Below are 13,243 nucleotides of genomic sequence, written 5' to 3' on the forward strand. Positions count from 1 at the left end.
AAATATTCTTTCTATAGCACAACCAGATATTCAGTCGGCGGATTGGGGACCACAGACTGGGCGTAGTAGTGAGCTACCACCCCTTTAGTGCGCTCGGTATCGCTGATTTTCTCCAGCTCATCAAGCAAGTCTCTCGGCAACTTAATGTGCATTGAGTAGCCCAGCTCACTGACATCTTTGGTATAAGTGTCAACCGACAGGGCCTTCACCAACTGCTCCATGTCCTCCTGGTAACCATAGTTTTTTTCGGCCACCGGCAGTTCATTGTAGTCAGGGTGTTCGCTGGGATCCCAGGATGGCTTCTTTAGCTGCTTTTCCTCACTGCTCAGCGGTTTTTCCCGTGCTGATTCAGCGGCCTGATTCGGAGGAACAATTTTTTCACGCACACGATTATCCCGCGCAACCTGTTCAGTTGGCGGGTTAACGGAAGGAGCAATAGTCGGGGCTCCCACTTGTACGGGTGAAACAATCATGCTGATGCACTTCTCCGGCCATCAGCTGATGATGGGGGTAATCAGGCTATCGCGAGCAATACCGTAGCAACCGTACCCAGAGCTGACAGCACTTGCCCTGCAGTATAGAAATCATCGGTATTTTGCTTCACTTCATCTGGGTGATCCATACCCAACGCACCGTAGGCAAATGACTCTGCCTTCGTTGCTGCCTGTGGGTTATCCTCATCAGCCTTGGTGTTATGTTTGCCCGCATCTGCCGCCTGCATACGCTTCGCCTCTTCCGAGATCGACACCGTACTGTCACCGGCACCTGCGGTTAATGTTTTATCTGCCGCCTGAGTCCCTTCCGCAGCTTTGGCTGAAGCTGCAGCTGACGCCTTGAGCGTCGCCGGCGAATAAGTATTTGTACTCGCAACACTTCCTACTGTCATTATGGCCTCTCTCTGTCACAGAGCAACTCCATTTATAATGTTATCGGCAACATAAAAAAAAAGTTTACAAAAATGTTGCCGATCCGCCACACATGACAGGGGGAATGATCAGTGATGCCCAGTAAACAAACGCAAGGCCTGCACAAATTCTTCCGGATGGGAAATAAACGGCGCATGTGATGCAGAGGCAAACACTTGCCGTTGCGACTGCGGTGCCAACTCATCCAGCTCAGAAGCAACTTTCACTGGCACCAATCCGTCCAGTCGACCGTACAGGCGCAGCCAGGGCTGTGAAACCTCGCTCAACTGCTCGCGCAAATCCACCTCGGCAAGCTGTTTTAAGCCAATTTCCAGCGCACTAGGAGCAGGCTGAGGACGTGATAGAACCGCCTGTTTCAGCTGCTTGATATCCTGCCTTGCCGTCGGACTTCCCATCGCCTGCAGCGCCATAAAGCGCTCAACCGTCTGTTGGAAGTCTTCCCCCAACTGGCGACGAAAGTCGTCCAACACCTGAGGTTTAATTCCCCGCCATGTGTTTTGAGCTGCAAAGCGCGGTGAACTGGCCACGGTCACCAGTTTGCCGACCCGCTCAGGCGCCAATAACGCCGCCCGGGTAGCCACCAGCCCGCCAAGGGACCAGCCTAACCACACTGCAGACTCTGGTGAGTTTTCAAGCAATATGTATGCCATTTCATCAACCGATTCCGCAGACAGTTCCCGGCTATGTCCGTAACCCGGCAAATCCACCGCATGTACGCGGTAGTGCGGCGTCAACAGAGGCAACAACTGCTGCCAGACCGCTCCGTTCATTCCCCAACCGTGAATGAGAACCAGATCCGAACCTTGCCCTTCAGTTTGCCAGTGAAGCTTGGCTGTCATTTATACTTCCTTCTTTAACTACGGAACAGGCTGGTTGCAGCCTGACAGGATGGCAAGGATGTTATCCCCTTCATCACTGAGATCAATCTTTCAGTGGACCAAGCCGCAATGCCAGCTGTGTCACCTGCCGCTACACCGCGGTGAGGCGTTCTGGTGCCAGCACTGCCTCAGTCATTTTCCCCAACCACCCTACTGTACTCGCTGCGGCAGCACAACTCTGCCCCTGGTCAGCCGATGCGGCCGATGCCTGTCGAAACCGCCACCGTGGCAGCACATCTACCGGCTCGGCGAATATGACTTCCCGCTGCGCCAGTTGGTTCACCAATTCAAATTTCGCCGCAAATTCTGGCTGGCCGAGCCTCTGGGACAACAGATTGCCCTGCAAATAACGAATCCGGCACCGCTGCTAATCCCGGTTCCCTTGCATCCGCAGCGGCGACTGTGGCGCAGCTTCAACCAAAGCACCTTGTTGGCCCGAGCCATTGCCGATATAACCGGCAGCCAATGTCAGCCGGATACCATCCGCCGCACCCGCAATACCAAAGTGCAACGGCAACTCAGCAGACAGGAGCGAAAGAGAAACCTGCGCCGGGCCTTTATACTTAAAGCAAAAGCCCTTCCCGACCATGTCGCAATTGTCGATGACGTCGTGACCACAGGCAGCACAGTGGCCGAACTGACACGATTGCTGCTTCGACACGGGGTAAAACAGGTCGACATCTACTGTATCTGCTATACCCCTCCGGCAAAATGATCTAAAAAATCACCTGGATATGTGATGAAATCATAGTTGCGAAGAATAAGGGGTGATAGAAAGGGCGTCTCGGAGTAGAATAGAATTAATCTTACTAATTAAGTCAGGTATTACGTCGTGTCTATGATTATTATTACTGAAAATGCTCAGCAGCACTTCGGCAAGCTTCTTGCCCAGCAGCCGGAAGGTACCAACATCCGCGTATTCGTGGTTAACCCGGGTACACAAAACGCAGAATGCGGCGTGTCCTACTGCCCGCCTGAAGCCGTTGAAGCCAGCGATACTGAAATCAAGTTCGACCTGTTTTCAGCCTATGTTGATGAGCTAAGCCTGCCTTTCCTGGAAGATGCAGAAATCGATCTGGTGACAGACAAAATGGGTTCGCAACTTACCCTGAAAGCACCGAATGCCAAGGTTCGTAAAGTGTCTGACGACGCTCCACTGATGGAACGTGTCGACTACGTTATCCAGACTCAGGTTAACCCGCAGCTGGCCGGTCACGGTGGCCATGTATCCCTGTCTGAAATCACTGAAGACGGCATTGCAATCCTTCAGTTCGGCGGCGGCTGTAACGGCTGTTCTATGGTTGATGTAACGCTGAAAGAAGGCATCGAGAAAGAATTGCTGGCTCAGTTTGCCGGTGAACTGACCGGTGTTCGCGATGTCACTGAACACGCACGCGGTGAGCACTCTTACTACTAATAGTGCCAACCTGAATAAGAGCCAGACAAAGCAAGTGTTGCCAGCTCGCTTCCCTACCGATCAGGGCAACACTTTCTCATCCAGTTCTAATCCAGCCCGGTTACAGGCAGAAAAAACCAGCCGTTGAAGGCTGGTTTTTTATATCTGCTCAGTTTTCAAATTAACTGAATATCACTTCTGACTATCAGACTTTAATTACTGTAATCGTCACTTTGCGACGGCCCCAGTTTTTCGCAGCCCGGACATCTGTCCCCATGTAGATATCAATCTTGCGGGACCAGCGCTTGTTCATTTTATCCAGCACCACGTACTCACCCGGCAAGCCGGAGATCTTAACCCTAGTTCCACGAGTGAGCCCCATTTTCAGCAAATCGCGGGATACCGCAATGGCTTTCATTCCCGGCTTTAGCCGATCACCCCAGGCGGCAATACTCGGATTATCATTAGTCTGCGCACGTACCGAATTATAGGCTGTGGCAGTAACGCGCAACGATTTCCCCTGAATACCAGCCTGTGCCGAAGCTCCCCAACCCAGTGCCATCAGCGCAAAAAAGATCCCGATGATTGCTTGTTTCATGTCGACTACCTGTTCATAAATCGTTCGCATTTTAAACAGACATATACTCTGACAGGTAGTATTTTTTGTTGGAAATTTAGCCAATCTCAGTTGCAAAAGGCTAACTAATTGTTTGCATAGGCCGACTCAAGAAAAATATTTTTCTGCCACTGATACGTAAAAATCACGGCCAGACTGATCCCGCGCATCGCCATAAATCCGAGCATTGCGCCCCATAAAGCATGGTTGCCCCATCCACTCAGCAACCACCAAACTACGAAAAAGAAACAAATCGCGACAAACATACTGTTACGCATCTCGGTACCACGTGTTGCACCGATAAAAATCCCATCCAGCAGAAAGCACCACATAGATACCAAGGGCACAGCAGCCAACCAAGGCAGATACTGCGCGGCCTCCTGACGCACGGCAGGAATATCTGAAATCACACCAATGATCTCGCGACCAAACAGGGTGAAGGCCAGCGTCAACACCAGCGAGATGATCAGGCTCCAGAAGGTCGTCCCGATCAGAGAGCGGCCAAGCGCATCACGGCTACGCGCCCCGATCGCCTTACCCACCAGCGCTTCCATCGCATAGGCAAAGCCGTCCATCGCATAAGAGACCAGCATCAGGAAACTCATCAGTACAGCATTGGCCGCCACCACGTTATCTCCCAGAGTCGCGCCCTGAAATGTCATAAAGGTAAATGCCGTCTGCAAGCACAGGCTGCGCAGGAAAATGTCGCGGTTCAGTTTCAACAACCGCCCCATACCATGGCGGACCGAGCTGATTTTCTCCCGCAGCTGCGGCAATGCCTGTGACAACCAAACCCGAGAAACAAACCACAGCCCCAACCCCAGGCCACTGTAATCTGCCAGCACCGATGCTGCTGCCGCGCCCTGTACTTTCCAGCCAAAGCCAAGCACAAATAGCATATCGAGTACGATATTGACCACGTTAGTGATGATCAGCAGCCACATTGGCAATCTGGCATTCTGGGTTCCCAGCAGCCAGCCCATGATCACCAAGTTAGCCAATGCTGCCGGCGCCCCCCAAATCCGAATCGAGAAATATTGCCCGGCGTAGGTTTTCACCTCTCCGCTGGCACTGCTGAAATGAAAGATGGTCTCGGCAACCGGCTGATGGAAAACAATCAGCAGCAAAGCCAGCAACCACGCCAGCGCAATCCCCTGAACAAATACACTGGCCTGAGCATCTTTGTTGCCTGCCCCGTATGCCTGCGCGCTCAGCCCGGTGGTCGCCATGCGCAAAAATCCCAGCAACCAGAAGGTCACGTTAATCATGGTGCCGCCGACCGCAACGCCGCCGAGATACCAGGCATGATCCAGATGCCCGATCACCGCCGCATCCACCAGCCCCAGTAAAGGCACAGTGATATTGGACAACACCATTGGAAGCGCCAGAGCAAATACCTGGCGATGTAAGGACACATCCCTTAACGCTTTGAACACAACAGACCTCGACCAAACCGGTGCCGGTGCTGAGCCGGGACCGGTATCAATTCATACCGGCCCACAGTGTAGCGGGTTGCCGGCAGTGACAAAAGCCGACTGGAAGGGGGAATCGATAATTATGTCAGCTGTTCAGCTCGTCATTCAGCGCCATCAGACCCATATCATCAACCAATGATCGGCCAGCAGCACCACAAACAACGCCAGCAGGTGCCAGATTGAGTATTTGAACGTCGCCCAGGCATGCCCCGTCTCATCGGCAAACTTCAGCTTCAGGGCATATCCGATAAAACCGAGATTGAGCACCGTGCTGCCTGCCAGATACAATCCGCCGCTCATACCTGTCAGCCAGGGCAATAAACCGACCAGCGCCAGCATCACGGTATAGAGCAATACCATAGTTTTGGTAAATTCGATGCCATGGGTTACAGGCAACATGGGGATCCCGGCTTTGGCATAATCATCACGACGATGGATTGCCAATGCCCAGAAGTGCGGCGGCGTCCAGGTAAACACCAGCATCACCAGCAGCAAAGCATGGGGTTCAAACTGACCGGTGACGGCTGTCCAGCCGAGCAACGGCGGTGCCGCGCCAGCCAGACCGCCAATCACGATATTCTGTGGTGTGGCATGTTTCAGCCACACCGTATAAACCACGGCATAGCCAATCAAGCTGGCAAAGGTCAGCCAGGCAGTCAGGGCATTGAGCATCCAGAGCAGGCCGAAACCTGCGACCATCAGTACTGATGCGAAAACCACTGCCTTGTGGGTTTCAATTCGCCCTTTAGCCAGCGGGCGATGATAGGTCCGCGCCATCTGGGCATCAAACCGACGATCCAATACATGGTTAAAAGCCGCAGCCGCCGCAGACTGCAAACCTATACCGGCAAGACCGAGCACCACAGCCTCTACTGGCGGAATACCGGGCACAGCCAGGCACATCCCGACCAGCGCAGTCAGCAGCAACATCGCCACCACCTTAGGCTTGGTCATTGTCAGATAATCCTGCCAGATCCGCTGACGGCGGACCGCTTTGATACCGGCGTCACCGGCAACCTGTAGTTTGGCCATAATGTCAGCCCTCCTTTGCTTTGGCTACATGCGCTACATACCAGTCACTGCGAACTGTCGTCCGACGACAATAGAGGTGATAGTTGGTCGCCACCAGTGTCAGTAACAGCAACACGCCACCCAGATTATGTCCGACAGCCACCATCAGTGGCAGACTGGCGACCACATTGGTGATCCCCAATCCCAGCTGGAACAGCAACACGCTGCCCACAGCTATACCAGAGCGCCGCATACCGGATTGCAATAGCTGCCAGATCAGCACCAGCAATACCAGCGTGGTCACCGCAGCACCCAGGCGGTGGGTTACATGAATCGAAACCCGCTGCGAATAATCAAGCACACCATATTGATAGCTGTCATGTTCCGGCTGGATCAGGTTAAATGCAGTCGCATCAAACTGCCCTACCCAGTCCACCTCACACACCGGCAACTGGGTACAGACGACCGCCGCATAGTTGGCTGCCGTCCACCCACCGAGCGCCACCTGCCCGACAGTCACCAGCAAAGCAACAGCCGCCAGCACAGAAAGCCATTTGCCTCCCGGCGCAAAAGAAGGCCTTACAGACGAGGTAACTGACGCCTCCCGTCGATGGATCCGGAGTGCCAGCAGCAACAGCAATGCCGCAGTGGTGAAGCCCCCGAGCAAATGCCCCATCACCACCACTGGCATCAGTGCCATGGTGACAGTCCACATACCGAGTACAGCCTGAAAAATGACAGTACCGAGCAACAAGGCCGGCAGCAGTCGTGGTGTATTCCGGCGGCGCCAGGCAATCACATTGATGGCGAGGATCAGCAGGCCGAGGGTGCCGGCAAAATAGCGGTGAACCATTTCATTCCAGGCTTTTTCTGGTTCGACGGGATGATCGGGGAATGCGGCCTCAGCCTGCTGTAATTGAGACTGGGCCTGCGGCACACCGGCAAAGCCGTAACAACCGGGCCAGTCAGGACATCCCAGCCCGGCTTCCGTCAGCCGGGTATAGGCACCCAGCGCGATCACGCAAAGGGAAAACAAAAAGGTCAGACAGACAAGAGACTTAAAGCTGAACAACCGCATAGGCTCTCCTTAGCCAATTTTAGATACCTTCAACAACCGCCTGAGATCACGCAGCAGATCCTTGCCCTGAGCCAGCACAGCATCTTTCCCCTTCACCAGGGGATAAGCCATCATGACGTTACCCAAGGGGTCAGCGATATAAATCGCATGGGCCCCGTATTCCAGGGTGTGAAGCTGAGTGATGACATGCTCGGGCACCCGCTTCGGCTCCAGCCCCTGCAAGAATTCAGCTTGCAGCTCCGATGGTTTCGTCTCCGCCACCAGCACCAGCGCATCAACCCGCTCCTGACCGGCACCGACAGCCTGCGGGATCTGGCGCAGGTTAAACAGCGCCCCGGCGCAGCCTTCATCACATTCATCTGGCATCAGATACACCAGCTGCCATTTCCCGCTCAGCCCCAGCCATTCCGATGCCAAAGGTGAAGCCAGCAGCTGACCGCGATTCGTCACCCCGCCCTGATACCAGTTCAAATCCAGAACCAGTTTGGCCAGTCCTAACGGCAGCAGAAATACCGCCAGCAACAGCAATAACGTTCCGTGTTTTTTCATAACTTACTCCGTTTCAGCCACCAGCCAGCCAAGGCAAATATTGCCGCTGCCATCAGAAACCACTGAAGAGCATAGGCATAATGCTTATGCGGGCCTGTCACTACCGGCGTCCAGGTCTGCTGCAGAGCAACCGGATGTTCCGGGTCGATCTGCAACACCCAGGGCAACAGGGCGAGTTCCATTTTCTCGCTCAATTTCTGAATATTCAGGTTCTGCACCCGCAGCGGCCATTCCGCAACAAGCGGTGCCTGTTTGAGCTCTATCAGCCCGGATGGCGGAGCGATAACCCCGGCCAGCCTCAGTTCGCCATGATGTTCCGGCAGAACCGGGATCTGCTCCCGGTAAGCCGGGGCTGCGATCCAGCCAAGATTCACCAATACCCAGGCACCATCGGCAGCAAACGGATACAACACGTGGTAGCCGACACGGCCCTGATAAGTCTGGTTATCCAACAGCACGGCCCGACTGTGATCAAAGGCACCGCGCAGAGTCAAACCGTACCAGCGAGGATCTGACGGCAGACTGTCGAGACTGTAATACATCTGCTCGCTGCGATATTTGAGCGCCGAGCTCAACGCCTGCTTTTCCTGCGCCCGCGACATTTGCCACAGCCCCAGCTTGACCAATGTTGCCAGGACAACCACAGTAAAAAGTATGAAACCAATCCTTCGCATACCCCATATTCCGTTGGAGTGCCTATGTTGCTGAAAGCGATTCTTGTCTGCCTGCTGGTGTTTATTATCTTTAACCTGTTCCGAGCGCTGCCGGTGATGCTCAAAGGCCAGCGCGGCCAGCCCATGTCACGCTACCTCGGCCGCCGGATCATGTTCTCCGTTCTCCTGTTCGTCGTGCTGCTGGTTGCCATCGGCACCGGTTACATCACCCCGAACCCTCGTCCTTATTAACTAGCCCTTATTAGATGAGGGCCAAAGATTCAGGCCGTCTCTCAGAGGATATATACAAACACGAACAGCCCGAGCCACACCACATCCACAAAGTGCCAGTACCAGGCTCCGGCCTGGAAGGCGAAATGATTCTCCGGCGTGAAATGCCCGCACAGCACCCGCAGCCAGACAATAAACAAAATCACAGTACCCAGCGTGACATGAAGACCGTGAAATCCTGTCAGCATGAAAAAAGTATTACCGTAAATCCCGGCATCTAAAGTCAGACCCATATCTTGGTAAGCGTGGATATATTCCACCCCCTGCAGATAGATAAACAGGCTGCCGAGCAGGACGGTCAGCAGCAGGAACAACGTCAGCCGGGCGCGGTTGCCCTGCTCCAGAGCAGTATGGGCGATATGTATCGTAACTGAAGACGTCAGCAGTATCAGGGTGTTATAAAGCGGCAGACCCATCGGCCCCATGGCCTGGGTTTCCGTCCCGCCGGGGGTCATCACCAGCGGCCACTGGGCGATAAATTCCGGCCACAGCACGGCATGGGTCATTTCATTGTTTCCGGCCCCACCCAGCCAGGGCACAGCGATCATCCGGACATAAAACAGAGCACCGAAAAACGCGGCAAAGAACATAACTTCAGAGAAAATAAACCAGCTCATCCCCTGGCGGAACGAGCGATCCATCTGATGGCTGTAAAGGCCGCCCATAGATTCATGGATCACATCCCGGAACCAGCCCACCAGCATCAGCAGCAGAATCCCGACACCGGACAACAGGATCCACGGCCCCTGACCGTTGAACAAATCCCCGACAGTCGCCCCGGCTCCGAGGGCAATCAAAAACAGCGCAATCGCCCCGACAATCGGCCAGGCACTCGATTCCGGCACATAATATGGCTCGTGCTCAGGAGTCGATAAGGATTGGTCATGCTCAGTGTATGGATTAGCCATCTTTCAACCTCACTGCGTCTGTGCCGTTTCCGTCGGCGGGGCGTTAAACAGGGTATAAGCCAATGTCAGGGTATGGATGTCATCGGGCAACTCAGGATCGACATAGAACACCAGCGGTAACTGTGCCGAAGCCCCTGCTGCCAGCGGCTGACGGTTGAAACAGAAACATTCAATCTTGTTAAAGTAACGGGCACCGGTTCCTGGAGTAACGGAAGGCACCGCCTGGCCTACGGTTGCTTCCGAGGTCAGGTTACGGGCCGAATAATTGATAGTTCGGGTCTCACCGGGATGGACAACCAAACGCCGCACTTCCGGCTCAAAAGTCCATTCCATCCCCGGACTGATATAAGCCACAAACTCGACCGTTACCTCGCGCTGTATATCAACTCTGGCACTTTCCGCCGTCGGACCATCAGCCGTCTTGCCGTTGATCCCGGTGATATCGCAAAAAACGTCATACAGCGGAACAAGGGCAAAAGCGAAACCGAACATCGCGACTGCCATAGCAACCAGAGACCAGGTTGAACGCCGCTTGCCGCGAGCGGCCTGTGATGATTCAGGGTGCCTTGCCATTCCCGCCTCCTAGTCAATCTTCGGCGGCGTAGAGAAAGTATGGTGCGGCGCCGGTGATGCCACCGTCCACTCCAGCCCTTCCGCGCCGTCCCACGGTTTGGCCGATGCCGGTTCTCCGCCGCGAACACATTTGATCACCACCGCCAGAAAAATCAGCTGTGAGAAACCAAACAGGAAGCCGCCAATACTGACCACCGCATTGATATCCGCAAACTGCAGGGCGTAATCCGGGATCCGGCGCGGCATGCCAGCAAGGCCAAGGAAATGCATCGGGAAGAACAGGATGTTGACCGACACCACCGAGCACCAGAAATGCCACTTCGCCAGCTTTTCATCGAACATATGTCCGGTCCATTTCGGCAACCAGTAATACGCCGCCGCCATAATGGAGAAGATGGCCCCCGATACCAGCACATAATGGAAATGCGCCACCACAAAATAGGTATCGTGATACTGGAAGTCTGCCGGAGTAATCGCCAGCATCAGCCCGGAAAAGCCGCCGATAGTAAAGAGCACGATAAAGGCGATGGAAAACAGCATCGGTACCTCAAAGGTCAGCGAGCCGCGCCACATAGTCGCCACCCAATTGAACACCTTCACTCCGGTCGGCACCGATATCAGCATAGTGCAGTACATAAAGAACAGCTCGGCGGCCACCGGCATCCCGGTGGTAAACATATGGTGAGCCCAGACCAGGAAACTCAAACCGGCAATTGAGGCGGTGGCATAAACCATCGAGCTATAACCAAACAGCTTTTTACGGGAAAAGGCAGGGATAATCGCCGAAACCACACCAAAACTCGGCAAAATCATGATATAGACTTCAGGGTGACCAAAGAACCAGAAGATATGCTGGAACATCACAGGATCGCCGCCACCAGCGGCATCAAAGAAGCTGGTGCCGAAGTATTTATCGGTCAGCACCATGGTCACAGCACCGGCCAGCACCGGCATCACAGCAATCAGCAGGAAGGCGGTGATCAACCAGGTCCAGACGAACAGCGGCATCTTCATATACGTCATGCCCGGTGCCCGCAGATTCATTATGGTGACGATGACATTAATCGCCCCCATGATGGAGCTGATCCCCATGATATGAACTGCGAACACAAATAGGCCGGTACTTGCCGGGCTGTATGTCGTCGACAGTGGCGCATAGAAAGTCCAGCCGAAATTCGGACCGCCCCCTTCCATAAACAGCGATGCCAGCAACAGGGAAAAAGCAAACGGCAGGATCCAGAAACTCCAGTTATTCATCCGCGGCAGTGCCATATCAGGAGCCCCGATCATCATCGGAATCATCCAGTTGGCCAGCCCGGTAAAGGCTGGCATAACAGCACCAAAAACCATGATCAGGCCGTGAACCGTGGTCATCTGGTTGAAGAAATTCGGGTCGACCAGCTGCAATCCCGGCTGGAACAGCTCGGCACGGATCACCAGAGCCATCGCCCCGCCGGTCAGGAACATGGCGAAGCTGAACATCAGGTACAGCGAACCGATATCCTTGTGATTAGTCGTAAACAGCCAGCGTTTCAGGCCTGACTGATGGTGGTGATCATGCTGCTCATGCTCAGTCGCGTTTTCATCGATCTCGGTCTGTTCGCGCAACATATCCGTCATCGTCCCTCTCTCCCTAAAGCTCCTGACCATCAAGAACAGCCTGAACATCGGCCGCCTGCACTGTATCGCCGGTATTGTTACCCCAGGCATTTCGCTCATACGTCACGACCGCCGCCAACTCTTTGAGGCTAAGCTGCGGACCGAATGCCTGCATTGCCGTACCGCTCTGGCCATGTACCACAATGCTGATATGTTCCAGCTTCTTAGCCGGATCAACCGACACCCCCTGTCCGGCCAAAGCCGGGAATGCGCCGGGCAACCCTTCACCATTTAACTGGTGACACATGGCGCAGCGGGTGCCGTAAACCTGTTCACCCAAGCTCATCAGCTCATCCATCGACATCTCCATTGCCAGCAGACGCTGCTCTTCCTCACGGGCCTGCTGCTGGGCCACTTTGGTCGCCTGCAGCCACTGGTTGTAGTCATCCTGCTCCTTGGCGATCACCACGATAGGCATAAAGCCATGGTCTTTACCGCACAACTCGGCGCACTGACCACGATAGATGCCGGGCTTATCAATCCGAGTCCAGGCTTCATTAATAAAACCGGGGTTGGCGTCTTTCTTCACTGCAAAATCCGGCACCCACCAGGAGTGAATGACATCCTGGGAAGTGATCAGGAAACGAACTTTCTGACCCACCGGCAGCACCAGCGGGCGATCAACTTCCAGCAGATAGTTATCGCGCTTGTCGCGTTTATTCTCGATCTGGGCTATTGTGGTCGCCAAAAGTGAATAAAATTCAACATCTTCATCGAAATAGCGGTAATGCCATTTCCATTGCGAACCGGTGACCTGGATAGTGATGTCTGACTCTGATGAATCTTCCATTGCCAGCAAGGTACTGGTGGCCGGAATCGCCATAAGAATAAGAATGATGAAAGGGATCACCGTCCAGATGATTTCGACTTTAGTGCTCTCATGGAATGATGCTGCCACAGCCCCTTTCGACTTACGGTGATGAATAATGGCCCAGAACATCACCCCGAAAACTGCAATACCGATGGCAATGCAGATATAAAGAATGGTCATGTGAAGATCGTAAACGCGCTGGCTGACTTCGGTGACACCGGGGGTCATATTAAGGCGCATAATTTCGGTTTCAGCCGCGACAGGCAGTGCCATCAATGCCGCCGGCAATCCGCTGAACAATTGGCGAATCGTCACCAGGATCCCTCCCTTTCGTCCTTCCACAATCACCCGGCAGCCTGCCGGGAAATAGAAAATACCCATACTCTCTATGAGTTAATCTAGACTATTTTTGATTAACA

General features: G+C 54.1%; 16 protein-coding genes. 3 read left to right on the plus strand and 13 right to left on the minus strand.

The genetic code is table 11. The annotated features are described in order from the left end of the window. Positions 1–11: 11 nt before the first annotated feature. The 3 genes from C942_RS19640 to bioH form a co-directional block, all read right to left on the minus strand. A complete protein-coding gene (locus C942_RS19640; RefSeq protein ID WP_036801245.1) occupies positions 12–473 on the minus strand; it encodes a hypothetical protein in 462 nt (153 codons plus the stop codon). A 41-nt stretch (positions 474–514) separates the two neighbouring features. Next, the gene (locus C942_RS19645) at positions 515–886 is read right to left on the minus strand and encodes a hypothetical protein (RefSeq protein WP_007469484.1); all 372 of its coding nucleotides are present in this window, start codon (positions 884–886) and stop codon (positions 515–517) included. 108 nt (positions 887–994) lie between these two features. Continuing rightward, entirely contained in the window at positions 995–1,765 is a 771-nt protein-coding gene (gene bioH / locus C942_RS19650; RefSeq protein ID WP_007469486.1) for a pimeloyl-ACP methyl ester esterase BioH, read from the minus strand. 313 nt (positions 1,766–2,078) lie between these two features. On the opposite strand from bioH, the gene C942_RS25540 reads away from it, so the two are divergent. Beyond that, positions 2,079–2,519 carry a ComF family protein gene (locus C942_RS25540; protein ID WP_232428199.1) on the plus strand — a complete coding sequence of 147 codons (441 nt, stop codon included), beginning with the start codon at positions 2,079–2,081 and terminating at the stop codon, positions 2,517–2,519. 123 nt (positions 2,520–2,642) lie between these two features. Further along, the gene (nfuA, locus tag C942_RS19660) at positions 2,643–3,221 is read left to right on the plus strand and encodes a Fe-S biogenesis protein NfuA (protein WP_007469490.1); all 579 of its coding nucleotides are present in this window, start codon (positions 2,643–2,645) and stop codon (positions 3,219–3,221) included. 184 nt (positions 3,222–3,405) lie between these two features. Here nfuA and C942_RS19665 read toward each other — a convergent pair whose 3' ends face one another. The 6 genes from C942_RS19665 to C942_RS19695 form a co-directional block, all read right to left on the minus strand. Then, the gene (locus tag C942_RS19665; protein ID WP_007469491.1) at positions 3,406–3,798 is read right to left on the minus strand and encodes a 3D domain-containing protein; all 393 of its coding nucleotides are present in this window, start codon (positions 3,796–3,798) and stop codon (positions 3,406–3,408) included. Between the two features lie 104 nt (positions 3,799–3,902). After that, a complete protein-coding gene (gene dinF, locus C942_RS19670; protein ID WP_036801248.1) occupies positions 3,903–5,252 on the minus strand; it encodes an MATE family efflux transporter DinF in 1,350 nt (449 codons plus the stop codon). Positions 5,253–5,405: 153 nt separating this feature from the next. Further along, a complete protein-coding gene (gene cyoE, locus C942_RS19680; protein ID WP_007469498.1) occupies positions 5,406–6,323 on the minus strand; it encodes a heme o synthase in 918 nt (305 codons plus the stop codon). Between the two features lie 4 nt (positions 6,324–6,327). Then, positions 6,328–7,380: a COX15/CtaA family protein gene (locus tag C942_RS19685; RefSeq protein ID WP_007469500.1), complete on the minus strand. Its 1,053-nt coding sequence runs from the start codon at positions 7,378–7,380 to the stop codon at positions 6,328–6,330. A 9-nt stretch (positions 7,381–7,389) separates the two neighbouring features. After that, positions 7,390–7,929, minus strand: coding sequence for a hypothetical protein (locus tag C942_RS19690; protein ID WP_007469502.1), 540 nt, complete (start codon positions 7,927–7,929; stop codon positions 7,390–7,392). Next, entirely contained in the window at positions 7,926–8,603 is a 678-nt protein-coding gene (locus C942_RS19695) for an SURF1 family protein (protein WP_007469505.1), read from the minus strand. Before C942_RS19695 ends, C942_RS19690 begins: the two co-directional genes overlap by 4 nt. Positions 8,604–8,627: 24 nt before the next feature. Here C942_RS19695 and C942_RS19700 point away from each other — a divergent pair, with 24 nt between their 5' ends. Next, the gene (locus C942_RS19700) at positions 8,628–8,834 is read left to right on the plus strand and encodes a DUF2909 domain-containing protein (RefSeq protein WP_007469507.1); all 207 of its coding nucleotides are present in this window, start codon (positions 8,628–8,630) and stop codon (positions 8,832–8,834) included. A gap of 41 nt (positions 8,835–8,875) precedes the next feature. On the opposite strand, the gene C942_RS19705 is transcribed toward C942_RS19700, so the two are convergent. From C942_RS19705 to coxB, 4 genes are read right to left on the minus strand one after another with little or no spacing between them, the layout of a single operon-like run. Continuing rightward, entirely contained in the window at positions 8,876–9,781 is a 906-nt protein-coding gene (locus C942_RS19705; protein WP_007469508.1) for a cytochrome c oxidase subunit 3, read from the minus strand. 9 nt (positions 9,782–9,790) lie between these two features. Further along, positions 9,791–10,354, minus strand: a complete 564-nt coding sequence (locus tag C942_RS19710) for a cytochrome c oxidase assembly protein (RefSeq protein ID WP_007469510.1) — start codon at positions 10,352–10,354, stop codon at positions 9,791–9,793. Between the two features lie 9 nt (positions 10,355–10,363). Then, positions 10,364–11,974 carry a cytochrome c oxidase subunit I gene (gene ctaD, locus C942_RS19715; RefSeq protein ID WP_007469512.1) on the minus strand — a complete coding sequence of 537 codons (1,611 nt, stop codon included), beginning with the start codon at positions 11,972–11,974 and terminating at the stop codon, positions 10,364–10,366. A 13-nt stretch (positions 11,975–11,987) separates the two neighbouring features. Then, entirely contained in the window at positions 11,988–13,097 is a 1,110-nt protein-coding gene (gene coxB, locus C942_RS19720; protein ID WP_086004408.1) for a cytochrome c oxidase subunit II, read from the minus strand. Positions 13,098–13,243 lie beyond the last annotated feature (146 nt).

It is taken from the genome of Photobacterium marinum, assembly GCF_000331515.1.
GTDB classification, from domain to species: Bacteria; Pseudomonadota; Gammaproteobacteria; order Enterobacterales; family Vibrionaceae; genus Photobacterium; species Photobacterium marinum.